Genomic DNA, 20967 nt, shown 5'->3' on the forward strand with positions numbered 1-20967 from the left:
GGCGGAGGAAGATCGTGACATATTGCGTGGGATTGCTGGTAAAGGACGGTCTGGTGATGCTGGCCGATACGCGCACCAATGCCGGACTCGACAATATTTCCACCTTTCGCAAGCTGCACGTATTCGAGCGCCAGAATGAAAAGATGCTGGCCATCGCCACGGCGGGTAATCTGGCCTTCACGCAGGCGGTGATCTCGCTTCTGCGCGAGGGTATCGAGATCGACGGCCGGACGCAGACCCTGCTTGATCAGCCCAATATGTTCCGCGCCGCACAGTTTATCGGCGAGGTGATCCGGCTGGTCTATCGCTCGGACGGCCCGGCTCTGGAACAGGCCGGCGCGACGCTCGACGTCTCGATGCTGTTCGGCGGGCAGATGCCGGGCCAACCGCCGCGCCTTTTCATGCTTTACAAGGCCGGAAATTTCATCGAGGCAACGGTCGATACACCCTATCTGCAGATCGGCGAGCATAAATATGGCAAGCCGATCCTCGACCGCGCCGTGCGTTATGCCACCGGCCTGCATGATGCGCTGAAACTGGCGCTGATCTCGATGGATTCGACAATGCGTTCGAATCTCGGCGTCGGCCTGCCGCTGGATGTCGTCGTCTTGCGGGACAATGAAATGAACTGGGACATCAGCCGCCGGATTGATGCCGGCGACAATTATTTCCACGATCTCTCGGAGCGCTGGTCGGCGGCGCTGCGGCAGGCGCATAACAACATTCCCGCACCGCCCTATGGCAAGGCCGCCGACTAAACCACGCCGCTGCGGCCCTTCGTCAGCCGGTAATAGGCCCAGAGCAAACGTGCCGCGGCAGACCGGAACGGCTGCCAGCGTGCAGCAAGCTGCGCCATCTGCGCCGCATCCGGCCGCTGCTCAAGCGCCAGCATCAGCCGCGCCGCTTCCTGCAGGGCGAGATCGCCAGCGGGAAATATATCGACATGGCCAAGGCTGAACAGCAGGAACACGTCGGCGGTCCAGGGGCCTATGCCCTTGATGGCGCATAAAGCCGCACGGGCCTCCTGTGCCGGAATATGCTCAAGATGCGCAAGCTCAAGCGCGCCAGCCTCCACGGCGGCGCTCAAAGCCCTGAGTGTGCGGATTTTTGGCGCGGACAGGCCAAGCGCACGCAATCCGGCCTCGTCCATGTACAGAAAGTCGGCGGCGCAGGGCGCCGCCAGAGCCGCCTCGATCCGCGCCATGATAGCTGCTGTCGCCGCCACGGAAACCTGCTGCGAAACGATGATGCGCAACAGCCCGCCGAAGCCGGGATCATGCCGGCGCAGCGGCGGGAGGCCGGTTTGTCCGTATATGGGCGCGAATTCAGGGGCGATGCCGCTCAGGGCCATGATATGGCTCTCCAGATCCGCTTCCGAACGGATGAATGTGGGCAATTGATGAACCGGCATGTCTTACCCCAGGATTTGGTGCTAGATTTGTCATCTCACCATGACAGAACATCATTCGCCACCCGTTTTCCGCTTCGCGCCCTCGCCCAATGGCTTTCTTCATCTCGGCCATGCCTATTCGGCGCTGCTGAATTTCGATCTGGCACAGGCTGCGCACGGCACCTTCCTGCTGCGGATCGAGGATATCGACACCACGCGCTGCCGCCCCCGGTTCGAAAGCGCCATATTCGAGGATCTGCGCTGGCTGGGGCTTGATTGGCCCGAACCCGTCCTGCGCCAATCAACCCGGATGCCCGTCTACAAGCAAGCGCTGCACAAACTCAAGCCGCTGCTTTACCCTTGTTTTTGCAGCCGTTCGGCGCTGGGTAGTGCCAGCCGGGGCCGCGATCCGCTGGGAGCGCCGCTCTATGCCGGCACCTGCCGCGCGCTCGATCCGGCGGAGCAGGAACGCCGGATGGCTTCCGAGCCCTGTGCCCTGCGCCTTGACATGCAGCGCGCCTGCGCGCTTCAGCCTGAATTATTCTGGCACGAGGAAGGAATAGCGGCGCCGGTGCGTGCCGAGCCGCTGCTGTGGGGCGATATTGTGCTCGCGCGCAAGGATATCGGCACATCCTACCATCTGGCCGTTGTGGTAGATGATGCCGCCCAGAATGTCTCCCATGTCGTGCGCGGCATGGATCTCTTCTCGGCCACGCATATCCATCGCCTGCTGCAGGCGCTGCTGCACCTGCCGACGCCGCTTTACCGCCACCACCGCCTGCTGCTGGATGATGAAGGCAACAAGCTGGCAAAAAGCCAGTTCTCGAAGCCGCTGCGGCAATGGCGGAGCGAGGGTGCAAGCGCATCCGATATCCGGCGCATGATCGGCTTAACGGACAATTCAGCATTATGAGCAAATCTGAACCATGACCAGAACGCCAAACGCGCTATTTGCCGGTGCCGCCGAAGCTCTCGCGCTTGAAGCGCAGGTCTGGCTCGGCGAGATGCAAAACCAGAAGCGGATGTCACCCCGGACACTGGAGGCCTATGCCCGCGATCTGCGCCAGTTCATTGCGTTTCTTGCGCAGCATATGGGCGCGCCGGTTGATTTCGCCATGATGAAAAGCCTGAAACCCGGAGAAATTCGCGCATTCATGGCCGCGCGGCGGCGGGAAGAGGCGTCCAGCCGCACCCTGATGCGCAGCCTTGCCGGAATCCGCTCCTTCGCCCGCCATCTGGAACGGGAGGGCAAGGGCCTCGCCGCGCCCTTTTCAGCCGTGCGCAGCCCCAAACTGGCGCGCAGCCTGCCAAAACCCATTGCAGCGGGAGCGGCCAAAGCCATGGCCTCGCCGGATATCCGTGCGGGCGAGGCGCAGGAAGCCTGGATATTGGCGCGCGATGCCGCCGTTCTGGCTTTGCTCTATGGCGCCGGCCTGCGTATTTCCGAGGCTTTGTCGATAGACTGCGCGGACGCGCCGGTCGGCTTGCGCGACCAGCTTACCGTCACCGGCAAAGGCAACAAGACACGCAGCGTGCCGATCATTGCGCCGATCCGCGCCGCCGTGGAAGATTACATGAAGCTCTGCCCCTATCCGCTGAGCGACGGGCCGCTGTTTCTGGGAGCGCGCGGCGGGCCATTGAGCCCGCGTCTCATCCAGCTCGCGGTGGAGCGCCTGCGCGGCGCGCTCGGCCTGCCGGACACGGCCACGCCGCATGCCCTGCGCCATTCCTTCGCCACGCATCTCTTAAGCGGCGGCGGCGACCTGCGCACCATCCAGCAATTGCTCGGCCATGCCTCGCTCTCAACGACACAAATCTATACAGCGATTGACTCAGTGCGGCTGATGGACGCCTATCGCGCCGCCCATCCGCGCGCGAAGTGATAGCGCCCCTCACCCCGCAGCGGGGAGAGGGAATTTTTAAGTTTATGAAAACATGAATTGCCCTGATTTTACAAAATCAGATCCCGTCATTGCGAGGAGGCCAAGCCGACGCGGCAATCCAATGCTAATGGATGCTGCACTTGCGCTCGCAATGACGCATGTCACGCGTGAATCTGGCGCTTATCCACCGCCATAGCGGCTTCTTTCACCGCCTCCGACATGGTGGGATGCGCGTGGCAGGTGCGGGCCAGATCCTCGGCCGAACCGCCGAATTCCATCAGCACCGCCGCCTCATGGATCATTTCACCCGCACCAAAGCCGATGATATGCGCGCCCAGAACGCGGTCGGTCGTCGCATCGGCCAGAATCTTGACGAAGCCATCGGTCTGGCGCATGGCGCGGGCGCGGCCATTGGCAGTGAACGGGAACTTGCCAACCTTATAGGCGATGCCGGCGGACTTCAGCTCTTCCTCAGTTTTGCCCACCGAAGCCACTTCCGGCACGGTATAGACAACACCGGGAATGACATCATAATTCACGTGGCCGTGCTGGCCAGCCAGAATCTCTGCAAGGGCGACGCCTTCATCCTCAGCCTTATGTGCCAGCATCGGGCCGCGCACCACATCGCCGATGGCATAGATGCCGGGAACATTGGTCGCGAAATGGCCGTCGATAATGATGCGTCCGCGCTCCATGGCAACGTTCAGCGCCTCCAGCCCGAGGCCATCGGTATAGGGCGTGCGGCCGGTGGCGATAAGCACCACATCGGCGGCAAGCTGCTCGGCGGCCCCGCCCGCTACCGGCTCGAACGAAACCGCCGCGCCCGCGCCGGAATTAGCGACAGCCGTAACTTTCGCGCTGAGCCGGAAGGCAAAGCCCTGCTTTTCCAGAATGCGCTGAAATTGTTTGGCGACCTCGCCATCCATGCCGGGCAGGATGCGGTCGAGATATTCGATGACGGTGACCTTCGCGCCCAGACGCCTCCAGACCGAGCCAAGCTCCAGTCCGATGACGCCAGCCCCCACAATGACGAGATGACCGGGAACCTTTTCCAGCGTCAGCGCGCCGGTGGAGGACACGACGATCTTTTCGTCGACAGCGATGAATTCGCCATCGGCGCCGCGCAGTTTTGCCACGTCCGAACCCGTGGCGATGACGATGTTCTTCGTCTCCAGTGTTTTGAAAGTGCCATCCTCGGCGGTGACATTCACCTTGCCCGGCGCGGCAATGCTGCCAAGACCGGTGAATGTTTCAACCTTGTTCTTCTTCAGCAGGAAGGCGACGCCATTGACATTGGCGTCCACCGTATCCTGCTTGTGCTTCATCATCGCCGCCATATCGAGTTCGGGTGCATTCACCTTCACGCCGAGCGCCGCCAGACCATGCGCTGCCTCATGAAACATCTCAGAGGCATGCAGCAGCGCCTTGGAAGGAATGCAGCCGATGTTGAGGCAGGTGCCGCCGAAGGTCTGGCGCTTTTCCACGACAGCCACCTTCAGTCCGAGCTGCGCCGCGCGAATGGCGCAGACATATCCGCCCGGACCAGTACCGATAACAACGAGATCATAAGACATGCGACATTCCCTAAATTGATCTGGAACTCCCCTCTCCCTCATCCTGAGCCTGTCGAAGGAGGAAGAGAGCGTGAGAAAGGGGGGGTCTTTGCGAGGAGGCGAAGCCGACGCTGCAATCCGCAAATTGGAATGGATTGCTTCACTTACGTTCGCAATGACAACGCCCACTCACCCTGACCCTCTCCCTAAGGAGAGGGGACGCTTACGCTCAGCCTGTTCAAGCAGAATTTTTAAAGGTCGAGCACGAGACGTGCCGGATCCTCCAGCGCCTCCTTCACGCGGACAAGGAAAGTCACCGCCTCTTTGCCGTCGACGATGCGGTGGTCATAGGAAAGCGCGAGATACATCATCGGGCGGATCTCGATCTTGCCACCGACAACCACCGGACGATCCTGAATTTTGTGCATGCCCAGAATGCCGGATTGCGGTGCATTGAGAATCGGCGTCGACATCAGCGAGCCATAAATGCCACCATTGGTGATGGTGAAGGTGCCGCCCTGCATTTCCTCGATCTTGAGCTGACCATCGCGGGCACGCTTGCCGAATTCAGCAATCTTCTTCTCGATTCCGGCGACAGAAAGCTGATCGGCGTCGCGCACCACCGGCACGACGAGGCCCTTGTCGGTACCTACCGCGATGCCGACATGGTAATAATTCTTGTAAACGAGGTCTGTGCCGTCGATCTCGGCATTCACGGCTGGAATTTCCTTCAGCGCCTGTACGCAGGCCTTCACGAACAGGCCCATGAAGCCGAGCTTGGCACCATGCTTCTTCTCGAAACTGTCCTTGAATCGGGCGCGCATGGCCATGACCTCGCTCATATCCACCTCATTGAAGGTGGTGAGCATGGCGGCCGTATTCTGCGCATCCTTGAGGCGGCGGGCGATAGTCTGGCGCAATTTCGTCATCTTGATGCGCTCTTCACGCGCGGCGTCATCTGCCGGGGATGGGGCACGGAATGAAACCGCAACCGGCGTCGTGGACGCGGAAGCGCCGCCCGTAGTGATGGCAGTGAGCACGTCTCCCTTCAGCACCTGACCACGCTTACCGGAACCGACTATAGCGCTGGTGTCGATATTGCTTTCTGCGGCCAGTTTGGCTGCTGAGGGGGCGAGCGGCATGGAGGTCGATGACGTCGATGAGATCGCACGATTTGATTGGGGCGGAACAGCCAGCTGCTCAGCGACGTGCTCGCTAGTCACGGACTGGATTGCGTTACGAGCACTCGGCGGAACGCCACCAGCACCCGCCGCGATCTGCCCGAGCAGCGCGCCGACCCCCACCGTCTCGCCATCCGCGGCGACGATCTCAGCCAGCGTGCCGGAGGCAGGCGCGTTGACTTCCAGGGTCACCTTGTCGGTTTCGAGTTCAACGAGCGGCTCGTCGGCCTTGACTGCATCGCCCACCTTCTTGAACCATTTGCCGATGGTGGCTTCGGAAACCGATTCTCCCAGCGTCGGGACACGAATTTCAGTTGTCATTGTTCTTCCTCATTCATTTTTAATTCGCGGGCAGATCAGGCAAAGGACTCGTCAAGGAATGCCTTGAGCTGGGCAAGATGCTTCGACATCAGGCCCGTGGCCGTGGCGGCGGATGCCGCGCGGCCGACATAGCGCGCACGCTTGGCCTTGCCGCCCACCTGAGCCAGCACCCATTCGATATAAGGCTCGACAAAGCTCCAGGACCCCATGTTCTTCGGTTCTTCCTGGCACCAGATGACATCGGCACGCTTGAACCGCGACAGGATCGCCACAAGGCTCTTGAGCGGGAAAGGATAAAGCTGCTCGACGCGCAGAATGTAGACATCGTCAATTCCGCGCTTCTCGCGCTCCTCGTAAAGATCATAATAGACCTTGCCGGAGCACAGGATCACGCGGCGGATCTTGTCATCCTTGGCGAGCTTGATCTTTTCGTTCTTCAGGACCTCGGCATCGTCCTCAAGCAGGCGATGGAACGAGGTGCCGGGCGCGAATTCCTCAAGCCGCGAGGTGGCGCGCTTGTGGCGCAGCAGGCTTTTGGGCGTCATCAGAATCAGCGGCTTGCGGATATCGCGCTTGAGCTGGCGGCGCAGGATATGGAAATAATTGGCCGGCGTGGTGCAATTGGCCACCTGCATGTTGTCCTCGGCGCACATCTGCAGATAACGCTCCAGACGGGCGGAGGAATGCTCCGGCCCCTGCCCTTCATAGCCATGCGGCAGCAGACAGACGAGGCCCGACATACGCAGCCATTTCCGCTCGCCCGACGAAATGAACTGGTCGAACACCACCTGCGCGCCATTGGCGAAATCGCCGAACTGCGCCTCCCACATGGTGAGCGCATTGGGCTCGGACAGCGAATAGCCATATTCAAATCCAAGCACTGCCTCTTCGGAGAGCATGGAATTGATAACCTCGTAACGCGCCTGCCCGTCCCGGATATTGTTGAGCGGGATATAGCGGGCTTCGGTTTCCTGATCGATCAGCACCGTGTGACGCTGCGAGAAGGTGCCGCGCTCGCAATCCTGTCCGGAAAGACGCACGGGATGGCCTTCATCGACCAGCGTGCCGAAGGCCAGCGCCTCGGCCAGCGCCCAATCCAGCCCTTCGCCGGACTCGATCATCTTGGCGCGGTTGTCGAGAAAACGCTGGATGGTTTTATGGACATTGAACTCAGCCGGGACGCTGTTGATCGAAAGGCCGATTTCCTTGAGCCGGGCCAGTTCGACGCCGGTCTGGCCGCGGCGGTCGTCGTCAGCCAGTTCCTGAGCAGCCTTGAGGCCTGACCAGCGGCCATCCAGCCAGTCCGCCTTGTTCGGCTTGTAGGCCTGACCGGCCTCATATTCCGCCTCGAGCCGCGAGCGCCAGTCATTGCGCAGCTTGTCCACCTCGCCCTGGGTCACGATTCCCTGCTGAATCAGCTTTTCGGCGTAGATTTCCAGCGTGGTGCGGTGCGCGCGGATATTCTTGTACATCAGGGGCTGGGTGAAGCCCGGTTCATCGCCCTCATTATGGCCGAAACGGCGATAGCAGAACATGTCGATAACGACAGGCTTATGGAATTTCTGCCGGAATTCGATCGCCACCTTGGCGGCGAAGACCACGGCCTCCGGATCGTCGCCGTTGCAATGGAAGATCGGCGCCTCGATCATCTTCGCCACATCGGACGGATAGGGCGAGGAGCGCGAATAACGCGGATAGGTGGTGAAGCCGATCTGGTTATTGACGATGAAATGCACCGAGCCTCCGGTGCGATGGCCCTTGAGGCCCGAAAGCCCGAAACATTCCGCAATCACGCCTTGTCCGGCGAAGGCCGCGTCGCCATGGATGAGCAGCGGCAGAACCTGTGTGCGCTCGACAACATCGCCAAGCTGATCCTGCTTGGCGCGGACCTTGCCCAGCACCACCGGATCGACGATCTCGAGATGCGAAGGGTTGGCGGTAAGCGAGAGATGCACCTTGTTATTGTCAAACTCGCGGTCGGACGAAGCGCCAAGATGATATTTGACGTCGCCCGAACCCTCGACCTCATCCGGAGCGAAAGAACCGCCCTTGAACTCATGGAAAATGGCGCGATGCGGCTTGCCCATCACCTGGCTGAGCACGTTGAGGCGGCCGCGATGCGCCATGCCGAACACGATATCCTTCACACCGAGCGCACCGCCGCGCTTGATGATCTGCTCGAGAGCCGGAATCATGGCCTCGCCGCCGTCCAGACCGAAACGCTTGGTGCCGGTATATCTGATATCAATGAATTTCTCGAAGCCCTCGGCCTCGACCAGCTTGGCGAGAATGGCCCGCTTGCCTTCTTTGGTGAAGGTGATTTCCTTGTCCGGCCCCTCGATGCGCTCCTGAAGCCAGCTTTTGGCCGCGGGGTCGGAGATATGCATGAACTCGAAGCCGATCGTGCCGCAATAGGTGCGTCGCAGGATCACCAGCATCTCGCGCAGGGTGGCGAATTCCAGCCCAAGCACATTGTCGATGAAGATCTTACGGTCGTAATCCTCTTCCGTGAAGCCATAGGATGAAGGATGCAGCTCTTCGTGATCCTTGCGGGCCTCTATGCCAAGCGGGTCGAGATTGGCATGCAGATGGCCGCGCATGCGATAGGCGCGGATCATCATGATGGCGCGCACGGAATCCCGGGTTGCGCGGGCGATATCGGCGGCAGACAGCTCCGGCGCACCGGCCTCGGCGGCCTTGGCCTTGATTTTCTCGGCGATCTTCTGTTCAGGAACGGCCCAGTTTCCATCGAGCGCCGAAACCAGTTCGCCATTGGCGGCCACGGGCCAGTTCGGCTTTTTCCAGGACGCGCCCCGGGCGCTCGAGGTTACTGCGGCGCGATCATCGTGCAACTGGGCGAAAAAGTCCTGCCATTGCGCATCGACGGAGGCCGGATCGACCTCATATTTCGCATAGAGATCCTCGATATAGGCGGCATTCGCACCATAGAGGAAAGAGGTTTGCAGCAAAATGTCGTTCTGTTCCTGACGTGACATGGCATTTTTCCCGCTTCAATACGGATACAGGCGCCACGCGCGCCTGTATCCCTCATCAATATTCAGCCCTTCAAAACCTCAACCAAGGTTTTTCCAAGGCGTGCCGGAGACGGCGAAACGCGGATGCCCGCGGCCTCCATCGCAGCGATCTTGTCTTCCGCGCCGCCCTTGCCGCCGGAGATGATCGCTCCCGCATGGCCCATGCGTCGTCCCGGAGGGGCGGTGCGCCCGGCAATGAAGCCCACCATCGGCTTCTTGCGCCCGCGCCGGGCCTCATCGGCCAGAAACTGCGCGGCATCCTCTTCGGCCGAACCACCGATTTCGCCGATCATGATGATCGATTCGGTCTTGGGATCAGCCAGGAACATTTCGAGCACGTCGATGAATTCGGTGCCTTTGACCGGATCGCCGCCGATGCCAACCGCGGTGGTCTGGCCAAGGCCTTCCTGCGTGGTCTGGAACACGGCTTCATAGGTGAGCGTGCCGGAGCGCGAAACGATGCCGACATTGCCCTTCTTGAAAATATTGCCCGGCATGATGCCGATCTTGCATTCGCCCGCCGTCATGACACCGGGGCAGTTGGGGCCGATCAGCCGCGATTTCGAGCCCGAGAGCGCGCGCTTCACCTTGATCATGTCCTGCACCGGAATGCCTTCCGTGATGCAGACGATAAGGCCGATCTCGGCGGCTATGGCCTCGCAGATGGCGTCTGCCGCACCCGGCGGCGGCACATAGATGACAGAGGCATCGGCGCCGGTAGCCATCTTTGCCTCGCCGACCGTATCAAATACGGGCAGGCCAAGATGCACGGAGCCGCCCTTGCCCGGCGACGTGCCGCCGACCATTTTCGTGCCATAGGCAATGGCCTGCTCGGAATGGAAGGTGCCATTCTTGCCGGTGAAGCCTTGACAGATGACTTTTGTTTCACTGTTGATAAGAACCGACATGCTCAGGCCCCCTTGCGTGCGTCTTGCACGGCTTTGACAATCTTCTGCGCGGCGTCATCGAGATCATTGGCGGGCAGAACATTGAGACCCGACTCGGACAATATCTTCTTGCCAAGCTCCACATTGGTGCCTTCGAGGCGCACCACCAGCGGAACGTTGAGACCGACATCCTTCACCGCCGCGATCACGCCCTCGGCGATAACGTCGCAACGCATGATGCCGCCGAAAATATTGACGAGGATGCCCTTCACATTGGCATCGGCGGTGATGATCTTGAACGCGGCGGTTACCTTCTCCTTGGTGGCGCCGCCGCCGACATCGAGGAAATTGGCCGGAGCTTCGCCATAAAGCTTGATGATATCCATCGTCGCCATGGCAAGCCCGGCACCATTGACCATGCAGCCGATGGTTCCGTCGAGCGTGATGTAGTTGAGGTCGTATCGGGAAGCTTCGATCTCCTTGGCGTCCTCCTCCGATTCATCGCGCAGGGCGACAATATCGGGATGACGGAAAAGCGCATTGCCGTCAAAGGACACCTTGGCGTCCAGACATTTCAGCTGGCCCTGCTTGGTGACGATCAGCGGGTTGATTTCCAGCATCTCCATGTCCTTGGCAGTGAAGGCGGCATAGAGCTGGGCGCTGAGTTTCTCGGCCTGCTTGGCCAGATCGCCGGAGAGGCCGAGCGCCTTGGCAATCGAACGGCCATGATGCGGCATGATGCCGGTCGCCGGATCCACCGGAATGGTGTGAATCAATTCCGGCGTTTCATGCGCCACATCTTCGATATTGACGCCGCCCGCAGTGGATACCACGAAAGACACGCGCGACGATGTCCGGTCCACCAGCATCGAGAGGTAGAATTCCTTCTCGATATCGGAGCCGTCCTCGATATAGAGCCGGTTGACCTGCTTGCCGGCCGGGCCGGTCTGCACGGTCACCAGCGTTGCGCCAAGCATCTGCTGCGCATAGGCCTTCACCTCGTCGAGCGAGAAGGCAAGACGCACGCCGCCCTTTTCACCCGCCGAAGGCTCCTTGAACTTGCCCTTGCCGCGGCCGCCGGCGTGGATCTGGCTCTTGACCACATAGAGCGGGCCGGGCAGCTGGCGCGCCGCGCCTTCAGCCTCGTCGGCGGAAAAAATCGGCACGCCCCGCGAAACCGGCACACCGAATTCGCGCAAGACAGCCTTGGCCTGATATTCGTGAATATTCATCGCTCGTTCCTCTCGAGGGGTGGAGATCAGGCGAAGGCCGGATTGATTGTCTTGCAGGCCTCGACCAGCACCTTCACAGAGGCGACGGACTTCTCAAACATGACCTTCTCGGCCGCGTCGAGCGAAACCTCGACGATTTTTTCCACGCCATTGGCGCCAATGATCACCGGCACGCCGACATAGAGCCCCGAGACGCCATATTCGCCGTTCAGCTCAGCCGCGCAGGGCAGCACGCGGCGCTTGTCCTTGAGATAGCTTTCGGCCATGGCGATGGCCGACGAGGCGGGCGCATAAAACGCCGATCCGGTCTTCAGCAGATTGACGATCTCGCCGCCGCCCTTGCGGGTGCGTTCGACAATGGCGTCCAGCCGCGCCTGCGTGGTCCAGCCCATCTTGACCATGTCGGGCAGCGGAATACCGGCGATGGTTGAATAGCGCAGGCTCGGCACCATGTCGTCGCCGTGGCCGCCCAGAACGAAGGCCGTGACATCTTCGACCGAAACCTTGAATTCCTCGGCAAGAAAATAGCGGAAGCGGGCCGAATCCAGCACGCCGGCCATGCCGATCACCTTGTGGGCCGGAAGGCCCGAGGCCTTGCGCAAGGCCCAGACCATCGCATCGAGCGGGTTGGTGATGCAGATGACGAAAGCGTTGGGCGCATGTTCGGCAATGCCCTTGCCAACCGAGTCCATCACCTTGAGGTTGATGCCGAGCAAATCGTCGCGGCTCATGCCCGGCTTGCGCGGGACACCGGCGGTAACAATGATCACATCGGCTCCGGCAATGCCCTCATAGGAATTGGCGCCGGAAAGATGCGCGTCGAAACCTTCGACCGGCGAAGCCTCGGCAATATCGAGCGCCTTGCCCTGAGGCACGCCCTCGGCAATATCGAAAAGTACAATGTCGCCAAGTTCCTTGATGCCGGCCAGCAGGGCGAGTGTTCCGCCAATCTGACCTGAACCGATGAGAGCAATCTTTTTACGAGACATGTGACCGTCCTTAGCTTGTGCCGGAAGTTGTTCGCGGCTCTTTTGACTCCTCGGATCATTGATGGCAAGCCGTTATAGGGCTTGTCAAATTCCGGGCTTATTTTTGTCTCAACAATGAGATTGTGCTTTTAAAGCAAGGAATTAGACCACCAGTATCCGCTGGATACGACAGGAAAACAAGTTGTTACAAAATACAAAAAATGTAATTTGTAACAAGTAATTCTGCCATTGAGAGATCAGGTTCCTCCTGATTTTTGTCATAAACAAGGCACATCCGGCTACAACCGCCCGCTGACGATCGCCCGCACAACCAGACGCGTGAGGCGCTCTACGCGAATATCCAATGCGCCGCGGGGAATGTCCTTGTCCATGCGCATGGGCACCGGGTGAATGAAGCGGTGCATGGCGTCAAAAACCAGCGCCAGCGCGCGGCGATGGTCGGCCAGATCGAAGGCGCCGCTGGCGATGCCTTCCTCGACAATGCGCTGCATGGCGCCCTGCACCTGATTCCGATGTTTGCGCGCAACGCCCCGTCCCTCCACGACAGCATCGGCGAACAGGTCAAAAATCAGCGGATCCTCCTCGAGCTTGTTGCGATATGTGCGATGCATGAGGGATAAAATACGCTCAAGCTTGTCATAGGCTGGATCAGGCGCGTCGACGAGATCGCGCAGACCTGTTTCAAGCACTTTAAGCCACGAAGCCGTGATTTCATCGAAAAGCGCGATCTTGGACGGAAAATAGCGATAGACATTGGCGTGCGTCATGCCAAGTTCGTCGGCAATGCCAACGATGGTGACGCGCCTGACGCTAAAATCACGCACATGCCGGGCCGCAACATCGAGAATGCGCTGATCGAGCGGCTCGGCATAGGGCTTGCTCATGTTTCCACCAATCCCGTCGACACGGCAGAGCCATGAGAATCGGCGCTTCCATGCGCGAGCGCAAGATAATCATGCGACTGCATTTCCATGAGCCGCGAGACCGTCCGGGAAAATTCGAACGCCTCGCGGCCGCTGGTCTCGACATAAAGCGCCTCAGGCCGCTCCATTGCCGAGGCGATCAGTTTGACATGCTGGTCATAGAGAGCATCGATCAGCGTGATGAACCTTTTGACGAGATTGCGCTCATCAAAGCGCATCACGCGGATATCGTCGATGATGAGCGTATGAAACTGCCGCGCAAGCGCCAGAAAGTCATTTGCGCCCAGCGGCTGCTCGCATAATTGCGCAAAGGAAAAGCGGGCAACGCCGCCCGCGGCCTGCGGCACGTGCAGAACGCGCCCCAGCAGGGGCAGATCGTAAGGTTTGCCTTCTGTCCGGCCGGTCAGGGCAAGAAAGGCCCTGTCGAGCGCCTGCCTGTCCGGCGGAACGTGCCAGACGCAGCCGCCATTGAGCTTTTCAAGCCGGAAATCGCGCACGGCATCAAGTTCGACAATATCCATATATTGCGGAATCAGCCTGACAAACGGCAAAAACAGCGCGCGGTTGAGCCCGCCTTCATAGAGACGCTGCGGCTCGACATTGGAGGTGGCGACAACCACGACATTCTGCGCCCACAATGCCTGAAACAAACGGCCGAGAATCATCGCATCGGTAATGTCGGTAACCGCGAATTCATCGAAGCACAGCACCAGAGCCTCGGATGCCAGCTGATTCGCCACTGGCTGGATCGGATCGTCTCCTTTGAACTGGGGACCCGATTCGCCCGCCTTCTTGGCCTGGCGCCAGGCATGAATCCGGGCATGGACATCGGCCATGAATGCGTGAAAATGAATGCGGCGCTTGCGCGGCTCAGGCACAGCTTCGAAAAAAAGATCCATCAGCATGGTTTTGCCACGCCCGACCGAACCCCAGATATAAAGCCCTTTCGTCGCACTTGCCGGCCGCTTTGCACCGAACATCCAGCCGAGCGCACTCGATTTTTGCGCGAGACGACGCTGACCCAGCACGCCAGCCAATGCGTCAAGCTGACGCGCCACCCGCTCCTGCGCCTGATCCCGTTCAAAATGACCCTGTCTGACGAGCGCAAGATAGCGCTCCAGCACCTGTATATCCGACACTGCATTCCCCTTAAGCCGGCCATTCGGGGCCGGGGCACTGACGATCCGCATCTCCGGCGAAAGTAAGAGGCCGGAGCAGCCAAGAAAAGATCGACCATGGTCATAAGCCATTATATTTTTGCATGGCAGTATCGGAGGAAACAAGGCTTGTAAAAGCCAAAGATTGGGAGCTTTAACTTTCGTCGTATAAAAAAGAACGCATATCTTGCAATTTGCTGCACTGCAGCATATATTTCGCTCAGGGTTGGAACGTTCCTAAGGAAGATATGATTGGAGATCTGATATGGAACCGACCTATGTTCACGCTGGTTATATCCGGCGCCTGTGGTCAGCCGATTTGCCGCTTTTTCGCGAGCACCTGCTTCGTCTCGACACCGAGAGCCGTCACTCCCGCTTCGGCATGGCTGTCTCGGATGAATTCCTGAAGGATTATGCTGAGCATTGCTTCACCGTCAGCGGAATCACCTTCGGCTATTTCGTCGATGGCTTGATCCGCGGGGCCGGAGAATTTCGCCCGCTTTTCGAGCTTTATGACATGAATGGCCCGCGCACCGCTGAAGCAGCCTTCAGCGTTGAGAAGGAATGGCGCCGCAAGGGCGTGGGTACCGAACTTCTGGCCCGCATCATTCATGCAGCCCGCAACCGTCAGGCCGGGGAACTCTTCATGTCCTGCCTGGCCTCGAACCGGGCAATGCAGAATCTCGCCCGCCACTTCAAGGCCGACATCACATTTGAGGCCGACCAGACCACCGGCAAGCTGATCGGCCGCCCGCCGACCCCCTTCACGCTGATGCAGGAAGCCTTCGAGGACACGGCGTCCTTTGCCACGGCTTTTCTGGATTTGCAGAAGCGCTTGTTCACCCCCGCCGCCGATCAGGCAGCATAAAAAAAACCCGGCCTCGAGCCGGGTTTTTCTTCAGCAGCACGTCTGTCGGCAGCCCCGGCTTTAAAACTGGCGCTCCACCATCATTTTCTTGATTTCGGCAATGGCCTTGGCCGGATTGAGCCCCTTGGGGCAGGCCTGCGCGCAATTCATGATCGTGTGGCAGAGGTAGAGCCGGAACGGATCTTCCAGAAAATCAAGACGCTCGCCGGTTGCCTCGTCACGCGAGTCGATGAGCCAGCGGTAGGCCTGCAGCAGAACGGCGGGGCCGAGATACCGGTCGCCGTTCCACCAATAGGACGGGCAGGACGTCGAGCAGCAGGCGCACAGGATGCATTCATACAGGCCGTCGAGCTTGGCGCGGTCGGAATGCGACTGGCGCCATTCCTTTTCCGGCGCTGGCGTCGTTGTATGCAGCCAGGGCTCCACGGAGGCGTGCTGCGCATAAAAACGGGTGAGATCAGGCACCAGATCCTTCACCACCGGCATATGCGGCAGCGGATAGATTTTCACCGCGCCGGAGACCTCATCCATGCCTTTGGTGCAGGCCAGCGTATTGGTTCCGTCGATATTCATGGCGCAGGAGCCGCAGATGCCTTCGCGGCAGGAGCGGCGGAAAGTCAGCGTCGGATCGATTTTCGACTTGATCCAGATGATGCCGTCAAGAATCATCGGGCCGCAATCCTCGCGATCGACCCAATAGGTATCGATGCGCGGGTTTTCCCCCGTATCCGGGTCCCAGCGATAGATGCGGAATTCCTTCAGCTTTGTCGCCTTGGCCGGCTTAGGCCAGACCTTGCCGGGCTTGATCTGGGAATTTTTCGGCAGTGCCAGTTCAACCATTGTGCTTCTCACGTCATGCGCGGGCTTGGGCCGCGTATCCACGCCCAAAGACGGGCCAAAATTCGGTCATGGCCGGAGATCCGGCCATGTCAGTTGCTTAATAGACGCGCGCCTTGGGCTCGATATACGCAATATCATTGCTCATCGTATAGGCGTGCACGGGGCGGTCATCGAGAGTGACGCTGCGCTTGGCCGAATCGACATAGGCCAAAGTATGTTTCATCCAGTTGACGTCGTCGCGGTCAGGATAATCCTCGCGCGCCTGCGCCCCGCGGGATTCCTTGCGGTTGAGCGCGCTTTCCATCGTCACCACAGCCTGAATGATCAGATTGTCGAATTCGAGCGTTTCGAGCAGATCGGAATTCCAGATCAGCGAACGGTCGGTGACGGCGATGTCGTCGGCGCCGGCCCAGACATTATGAATGAGCGTCTTGCCTTCTTCGAGAATGTCCCCGGTGCGGTAGACGGCGCAGTTGCTCTGCATCGTGCGTTGCATCCGGCCGCGCAGTTCGGCGGTCGGCGTGCCGCCTGCGGCATTGCGGAAATGGTCAAGGCGCGAAAGCGCCTGCTCGGCCGAATCCTTTGGCAGCGACGGCTGCTTCTCGCCGGGCTTGACAAGTTCGGCGGCGCGCAGACCCGCCGCACGGCCGAAGACCACGAGATCGGTCAGCGAATTCGAGCCCAGACGATTGGCGCCATGCACCGAGACGCAGGCCGCTTCGCCGATAGCCATGAGGCCGGGCACCACCGTATCGGCATCGCCATTGACCTTGTTGAGCACTTCGCCATGATAATTCGTCGGAATGCCGCCCATGTTGTAATGCACGGTGGGCAGAACCGGGATCGGCTCCTTGGTCACATCGACCCCGGCAAAGATGCGCGCGCTTTCCGAGATGCCGGGCAGGCGCTCGTGCAGGATCGCCGGATCGAGATGGTCGAGATGCAGATAGATGTGATCCTTGTTCTTGCCGACGCCGCGGCCCTCGCGGATTTCCATGGTCATGGACCGCGACACCACGTCGCGCGAGGCAAGATCCTTGGCCGATGGCGCATAACGCTCCATGAAGCGCTCACCCGCCGAATTGGTCAGATAGCCGCCTTCGCCGCGCGCGCCTTCCGTGATCAGGCAGCCGGCGCCGTAAATGCCGGTGGGGTGGAACTGCACGAATTCCATGTCCTGCAGCGGCAGGCCGGCGCGCAGCACCATGGCATTGCCGTCGCCGGTGCAGGTATGCGCGGACGTGGCGGAGAAGTAAGCGCGGCCATAGCCGCCGGTGGCGAGAATCGTCTGCGCCGCCTGAAAACGATGAATGGTGCCGTCGTCCATCTTCAGACAAACAACGCCGAGACAGCGCCCCTCCGGACTCATGATGAGGTCGATGGCGAAATATTCGATGAAGAATTCAGTCTTGTTGCGCAGGGCCTGACCATAAAGCGTGTGCAGCAGTGCGTGGCCGGTGCGGTCAGCGGCGGCGCAGGTGCGCTGGGCGATGCCCTTGCCGAAATCCGTGGTCATGCCGCCGAACGGCCGCTGATAGATTTTTCCTTCCTCAGTGCGGGAGAAGGGCACGCCCCAATGCTCAAGCTCATAGACCGCGGCGGGCGCATTGCGCACGAGATATTCGATCGCATCCTGATCGCCGAGCCAGTCAGAGCCTTTGACGGTGTCATACATGTGGAAGCGCCAGTCGTCCTTCGACATGTTGCCGAGCGAAGCGGCAATGCCGCCCTGCGCGGCAACCGTATGCGAACGCGTGGGGAAAACCTTGGAGATACAGGCCGTGCGCAGCCCCGCTTGGGCGCAGCCCACCGTTGCGCGCAAGCCCGCTCCGCCGGCGCCCACGACGACGACGTCGAACATATGATCGGTGATCGGATAGGCAGTGGTCATTTTCAAACCTTCAGACTGTGAAGCTCAGCTTCAGAATGGCAAGAATGCAGGCCGCCGCGACAAGCGCCGCGAAAAAATTGTTGGCAATCAGCAGCAGCACCTTCTGCCCCTCGGAGGGGACATAATCCTCGATGATAACCTGCATGCCGAGGCGCATGTGATAAACGCCCGAGCCGACGAACAGCACGAGCAGCAAGGCACCCAGCGGGCTGCCGAACGCCGCCCTGACTCCGGCATAATCTTTCGACAGCGAAGACAAAATCAGCCAGATGAAGCCGAGAGCCAGCGGCACATTGGCCAGCGCCGTCAGACGCTGTTGCCAGAAATGGCCGGTTCCTGACCGGGCAGAGCCCAGTCCGGTGACTTTTGCCCTGTCGGTGCGCATGGACGACATGTTCATCAAATTCTCCTATCGCACGATATAGGCCACGATCCAGACCGCGAGGGTCAGGATCACCGAACCGGCAAGCGTGAGCCGCGCCAGCAATTCCCGCGAGGGGCCGTCAAAACCGTAGCCCATGTCCCAGATGAAATGCCGCATCCCGCCGAGCATATGGTGCAGCAGAGCCCAGGTGTAGCCAAACAGGATCAGCCGGCCGATGACCGACGTCATGAAGGCCTGAGCAACCGAAAAGGCATGAGGCCCGGCCGCCAGCGCCAACAACCACCAGACCAGCAGCAACGTGCCGACATAAAGCCCCGCGCCGGTGATGCGGTGCACAATCGACATCATCATCGTAAACAGCGGGCGATAGATCTGCAAATGCGGCGAGAGAGGGCGGCGGGCCGACAATTCCTGCGTTGATGGAAGTTTTGATGCAGTTTCAGTCATGGCGACAAGCCTCGCTTATTATTTTTAATGTCTAACTAGAACATCTCATGCTGCAGGGCAATGCAGGAGCACTCCGACTTTCGGACAAACATGCGCCATATACGCGAATAATCAATGCGACAGATGATACGGCCTTGAATTTACCATAGTCACGCGACATGAGCGCGACACGTCCCGAAAACGCCTCCATCCCCGGGGGCGAAGCCAGCGCAAAGCAGAGCGATTGTATTTGACCCCGCTTGATCCTACAATCTCCCGCTATTGAGACTGTTTATTGCGTAGAAAGATAACCATGCCGCAGATACAACCAAGCTCGATGCCACGCTCTTGCCTGCTTTTTCTTGCCGGAGTTTTATGCTGGATCGTCGCCTCGGCGCTGACCACGCCGGCCCGCGCCGGCGATTTCCGGATCTCGTTCGAAGCCAATGAACATCTGCGGCGCGCCATAGTTTCGGAGCCGAAGCGACTCAAGCACGTGCCCCGCGCGACGATCATCGTATTGCACAGTTCTGAAAACGGCGCAGGCATACGGCGACGGCTGGCGCTTGATCCGCTGGCGGCAAGCTATGGCTATGCCACGGTCTATCCCGATGCCCAGAACGGCGTCTGGCATAATGGACTCGACGGCCAGCCTTCGTCAAAGGACGATATCAACTATCTTCGCGCGCTGATCAGAAAGCTGGTCGGCTACGGCATCACCAATCCCCGCCGCGTTTACATTGTCGGCGTTTCATCCGGCGGCATAATGGCACTGCGCTTTGCCTGCGAAGCCGGGGACATGCTGGCCGGTTCGGTTGCCGTGATGGCGAACCTGCCCAACTCGATGGCCGATTGCAAACCGGCAAAGCCTCTGCCATTGCTGCTGATCAACGGAACCGCCGATCCATACATCCCCTATAATGGCGGCCCGGTCACATTGAACAATTATGCAGGCAGTCTTCTGTCCACCGATGACACGCTCGGCATTTTCGCGCGCAATGCCGGCTGCACCGGCTCTCGCGTGGTGAAAGAACTCAACGACAAGGACAAGAAGGACAATTCTCAGGCCTTCCTCGAAACATATCCGCGCTGCAACCAGCCGGTCGAGCTTCTTCGCATCGAGAACGGAGGCCATGCCATGCCGGGCCGCACGCGCAAGATCGGGCCGTCCGAAGATGCCGGCGCCATCAATCGCGATGTTGAAACCAACAAGGTTGTCTGGGATTTCATCCGGCGTCTGCCGCGCAACTGACGCGGCACAATGGCCCGCCGGCTGACCAGATGCGTCAGAGGCCGTCGCTCTTGCCTGCGCCAAGGATAACCCGGGGCTGGGCCGCGCTGCCCGCCTGCAGCAGAACGGCATAGCCGTCGCCGTCGCCCTTCAACTGCTCCGCGCTGACATCGAAGCGCGCGGGCGCGCCGTTCCAGTCCCCCAGCCGCGTGATGCGCCGCACGACATTGGTATAGGTAACCGTGCGCTGCGCATTCTCGCCGCGCCCGATCGCCACTTCGCGCGCGCGCGCCACCTTCAGCAGCCAGACGGCGCCGGAGCCTGTTCCGGCTCCGACCTCGACATGCACGCCCTGGCCTGTGGCATCAAGCCGCACAGGCACGCTCAGAGCGCCGGCATGACCATAATCTTCGTTTTCCGCCGCCCGGAGGGCCGCCGCGTCGCTTCCCACAACGTGACTCACCCCATCGACGACCGCCTGCGGCGTATAGACCTCGCCATCGCCGCGCACGCCGGCATAGGCCTTCTGCCGCGCCGTGAATGCCGGTTCGGCGAATGTGTCCTTCCAGCCGATATAATCCCAGTAATCGACCGGAAAGGACAGCACGAGCCGGTCCGGCGATCTCGCGATTTCGCCCATCAGGCGGTCTGCCGGGGGGCAGGATGAACAGCCCTGACTGGTGAAAAGCTCCACGACGGAATGCAGGCCTTCGGCGCGCGCCGGCGCCGCAACGAGCAGCGCAAACGAAATGACGCTCAAATATGCACGCATGAT

19 protein-coding genes are annotated in these 20967 nt (G+C 60.1%); 5 read left to right on the forward strand and 14 right to left on the reverse strand.

Annotated elements, in window-relative coordinates:
• The first annotated feature begins 14 nt into the window (after window positions 1-14).
• Entirely contained in the window at window positions 15-758 is a 744-nt protein-coding gene (locus AC0N03_RS04335; protein WP_474287323.1) for a proteasome-type protease, read from the forward strand.
• On the opposite strand, the gene AC0N03_RS04340 is transcribed toward AC0N03_RS04335, so the two are convergent.
• Window positions 755-1411 (reverse strand): DNA-3-methyladenine glycosylase family protein, encoded by a 657-nt coding sequence (locus AC0N03_RS04340; protein WP_474287325.1) that lies wholly within the window; start codon window positions 1409-1411, stop codon window positions 755-757. The two genes, AC0N03_RS04335 and AC0N03_RS04340, sit on opposite strands and share 4 nt — an antisense overlap.
• 40 nt (window positions 1412-1451) lie before the next feature.
• Here AC0N03_RS04340 and gluQRS point away from each other — a divergent pair, with 40 nt between their 5' ends.
• The gene (gene gluQRS, locus AC0N03_RS04345) at window positions 1452-2303 is read left to right on the forward strand and encodes a tRNA glutamyl-Q(34) synthetase GluQRS (RefSeq protein WP_474287326.1); all 852 of its coding nucleotides are present in this window, start codon (window positions 1452-1454) and stop codon (window positions 2301-2303) included.
• A 13-nt stretch (window positions 2304-2316) separates the two neighbouring features.
• Entirely contained in the window at window positions 2317-3273 is a 957-nt protein-coding gene (locus AC0N03_RS04350) for a tyrosine recombinase XerC (RefSeq protein ID WP_474287327.1), read from the forward strand.
• A gap of 161 nt (window positions 3274-3434) precedes the next feature.
• On the opposite strand, the gene lpdA is transcribed toward AC0N03_RS04350, so the two are convergent.
• The 8 genes from lpdA to zapE all read right to left on the reverse strand — a co-directional run bounded on the left by lpdA (window position 3435) and on the right by zapE (window position 14578).
• Window positions 3435-4847, reverse strand: a complete 1413-nt coding sequence (gene lpdA / locus AC0N03_RS04355; RefSeq protein WP_474287328.1) for a dihydrolipoyl dehydrogenase — start codon at window positions 4845-4847, stop codon at window positions 3435-3437.
• 230 nt (window positions 4848-5077) lie between these two features.
• Window positions 5078-6328, reverse strand: coding sequence for a 2-oxoglutarate dehydrogenase complex dihydrolipoyllysine-residue succinyltransferase (gene odhB / locus AC0N03_RS04360; protein ID WP_474287329.1), 1251 nt, complete (start codon window positions 6326-6328; stop codon window positions 5078-5080).
• 35 nt (window positions 6329-6363) lie between these two features.
• Entirely contained in the window at window positions 6364-9324 is a 2961-nt protein-coding gene (locus AC0N03_RS04365) for a 2-oxoglutarate dehydrogenase E1 component (RefSeq protein WP_474287330.1), read from the reverse strand.
• Between the two features lie 62 nt (window positions 9325-9386).
• Window positions 9387-10271 carry a succinate--CoA ligase subunit alpha gene (gene sucD / locus AC0N03_RS04370; protein WP_474287331.1) on the reverse strand — a complete coding sequence of 295 codons (885 nt, stop codon included), beginning with the start codon at window positions 10269-10271 and terminating at the stop codon, window positions 9387-9389.
• Window positions 10272-10273: 2 nt separating this feature from the next.
• Window positions 10274-11482: an ADP-forming succinate--CoA ligase subunit beta gene (gene sucC, locus AC0N03_RS04375; RefSeq protein WP_474287332.1), complete on the reverse strand. Its 1209-nt coding sequence runs from the start codon at window positions 11480-11482 to the stop codon at window positions 10274-10276.
• Window positions 11483-11508: 26 nt separating this feature from the next.
• Window positions 11509-12471 carry a malate dehydrogenase gene (mdh, locus tag AC0N03_RS04380; protein WP_474287333.1) on the reverse strand — a complete coding sequence of 321 codons (963 nt, stop codon included), beginning with the start codon at window positions 12469-12471 and terminating at the stop codon, window positions 11509-11511.
• 278 nt (window positions 12472-12749) lie between these two features.
• On the reverse strand, window positions 12750-13355 hold the full coding sequence (locus tag AC0N03_RS04385; protein WP_474287334.1) for a TetR/AcrR family transcriptional regulator: 606 nt from the start codon (window positions 13353-13355) through the stop codon (window positions 12750-12752).
• Window positions 13352-14578 carry a cell division protein ZapE gene (gene zapE / locus AC0N03_RS04390; protein WP_474287701.1) on the reverse strand — a complete coding sequence of 409 codons (1227 nt, stop codon included), beginning with the start codon at window positions 14576-14578 and terminating at the stop codon, window positions 13352-13354. Before zapE ends, AC0N03_RS04385 begins: the two co-directional genes overlap by 4 nt.
• A 238-nt stretch (window positions 14579-14816) precedes the next feature.
• Here zapE and AC0N03_RS04395 point away from each other — a divergent pair, with 238 nt between their 5' ends.
• Window positions 14817-15419: a GNAT family N-acetyltransferase gene (locus tag AC0N03_RS04395; RefSeq protein WP_474287335.1), complete on the forward strand. Its 603-nt coding sequence runs from the start codon at window positions 14817-14819 to the stop codon at window positions 15417-15419.
• A gap of 60 nt (window positions 15420-15479) precedes the next feature.
• Here AC0N03_RS04395 and AC0N03_RS04400 read toward each other — a convergent pair whose 3' ends face one another.
• From AC0N03_RS04400 to sdhC, 4 genes are all read right to left on the reverse strand, one after another.
• Window positions 15480-16259, reverse strand: coding sequence for a succinate dehydrogenase iron-sulfur subunit (locus AC0N03_RS04400; RefSeq protein WP_474287336.1), 780 nt, complete (start codon window positions 16257-16259; stop codon window positions 15480-15482).
• A gap of 97 nt (window positions 16260-16356) precedes the next feature.
• A complete protein-coding gene (gene sdhA / locus AC0N03_RS04405; protein ID WP_474287337.1) occupies window positions 16357-18150 on the reverse strand; it encodes a succinate dehydrogenase flavoprotein subunit in 1794 nt (597 codons plus the stop codon).
• 10 nt (window positions 18151-18160) lie between these two features.
• Window positions 18161-18544 (reverse strand): succinate dehydrogenase, hydrophobic membrane anchor protein, encoded by a 384-nt coding sequence (gene sdhD, locus AC0N03_RS04410; protein ID WP_474287703.1) that lies wholly within the window; start codon window positions 18542-18544, stop codon window positions 18161-18163.
• 15 nt (window positions 18545-18559) lie between these two features.
• Window positions 18560-18982, reverse strand: a complete 423-nt coding sequence (sdhC, locus tag AC0N03_RS04415; protein ID WP_474287339.1) for a succinate dehydrogenase, cytochrome b556 subunit — start codon at window positions 18980-18982, stop codon at window positions 18560-18562.
• A 292-nt stretch (window positions 18983-19274) separates the two neighbouring features.
• Here sdhC and AC0N03_RS04420 point away from each other — a divergent pair, with 292 nt between their 5' ends.
• Complete coding sequence (locus tag AC0N03_RS04420) at window positions 19275-20213, forward strand: CE1 family esterase (RefSeq protein ID WP_474287340.1); 939 nt, start codon at window positions 19275-19277, stop codon at window positions 20211-20213.
• A 34-nt stretch (window positions 20214-20247) separates the two neighbouring features.
• Here the strand turns inward: AC0N03_RS04420 and AC0N03_RS04425 are convergent, their stop codons facing one another.
• Window positions 20248-20964: a DUF1223 domain-containing protein gene (locus tag AC0N03_RS04425; protein ID WP_474287341.1), complete on the reverse strand. Its 717-nt coding sequence runs from the start codon at window positions 20962-20964 to the stop codon at window positions 20248-20250.
• Between the last annotated feature and the right edge of the window lie 3 nt (window positions 20965-20967).

It is taken from the genome of Methylocystis sp. sgz306128, assembly GCF_056032725.1.

What these genes read in the sequence shown, in the direction of transcription:
- AC0N03_RS04365 (WP_474287330.1), bottom strand. Translation starts at nt 9,324, where the DNA reads ATGTCACGTCAGGAACAGAACGACATTTTGCTGCAAACCTCTTTCCTC.
- mdh (WP_474287333.1), bottom strand. Translation starts at nt 12,471, where the DNA reads ATGTCTCGTAAAAAGATTGCTCTCATCGGTTCAGGTCAGATTGGCGGA.
- AC0N03_RS04340 (WP_474287325.1), bottom strand. Translation starts at nt 1,411, where the DNA reads ATGCCGGTTCATCAATTGCCCACATTCATCCGTTCGGAAGCGGATCTG.
- AC0N03_RS04400 (WP_474287336.1), bottom strand. Translation starts at nt 16,259, where the DNA reads ATGGTTGAACTGGCACTGCCGAAAAATTCCCAGATCAAGCCCGGCAAG.
- sdhD (WP_474287703.1), bottom strand. Translation starts at nt 18,544, where the DNA reads ATGTCGTCCATGCGCACCGACAGGGCAAAAGTCACCGGACTGGGCTCT.
- AC0N03_RS04420 (WP_474287340.1), top strand. Translation starts at nt 19,275, where the DNA reads ATGCCGCAGATACAACCAAGCTCGATGCCACGCTCTTGCCTGCTTTTT.
- AC0N03_RS04385 (WP_474287334.1), bottom strand. Translation starts at nt 13,355, where the DNA reads ATGAGCAAGCCCTATGCCGAGCCGCTCGATCAGCGCATTCTCGATGTT.
- AC0N03_RS04350 (WP_474287327.1), top strand. Translation starts at nt 2,317, where the DNA reads ATGACCAGAACGCCAAACGCGCTATTTGCCGGTGCCGCCGAAGCTCTC.
- AC0N03_RS04425 (WP_474287341.1), bottom strand. Translation starts at nt 20,964, where the DNA reads ATGCGTGCATATTTGAGCGTCATTTCGTTTGCGCTGCTCGTTGCGGCG.
- odhB (WP_474287329.1), bottom strand. Translation starts at nt 6,328, where the DNA reads ATGACAACTGAAATTCGTGTCCCGACGCTGGGAGAATCGGTTTCCGAA.
- sdhC (WP_474287339.1), bottom strand. Translation starts at nt 18,982, where the DNA reads ATGACTGAAACTGCATCAAAACTTCCATCAACGCAGGAATTGTCGGCC.
- lpdA (WP_474287328.1), bottom strand. Translation starts at nt 4,847, where the DNA reads ATGTCTTATGATCTCGTTGTTATCGGTACTGGTCCGGGCGGATATGTC.
- sucC (WP_474287332.1), bottom strand. Translation starts at nt 11,482, where the DNA reads ATGAATATTCACGAATATCAGGCCAAGGCTGTCTTGCGCGAATTCGGT.
- sucD (WP_474287331.1), bottom strand. Translation starts at nt 10,271, where the DNA reads ATGTCGGTTCTTATCAACAGTGAAACAAAAGTCATCTGTCAAGGCTTC.
- gluQRS (WP_474287326.1), top strand. Translation starts at nt 1,452, where the DNA reads ATGACAGAACATCATTCGCCACCCGTTTTCCGCTTCGCGCCCTCGCCC.
- AC0N03_RS04395 (WP_474287335.1), top strand. Translation starts at nt 14,817, where the DNA reads ATGGAACCGACCTATGTTCACGCTGGTTATATCCGGCGCCTGTGGTCA.
- sdhA (WP_474287337.1), bottom strand. Translation starts at nt 18,150, where the DNA reads ATGACCACTGCCTATCCGATCACCGATCATATGTTCGACGTCGTCGTC.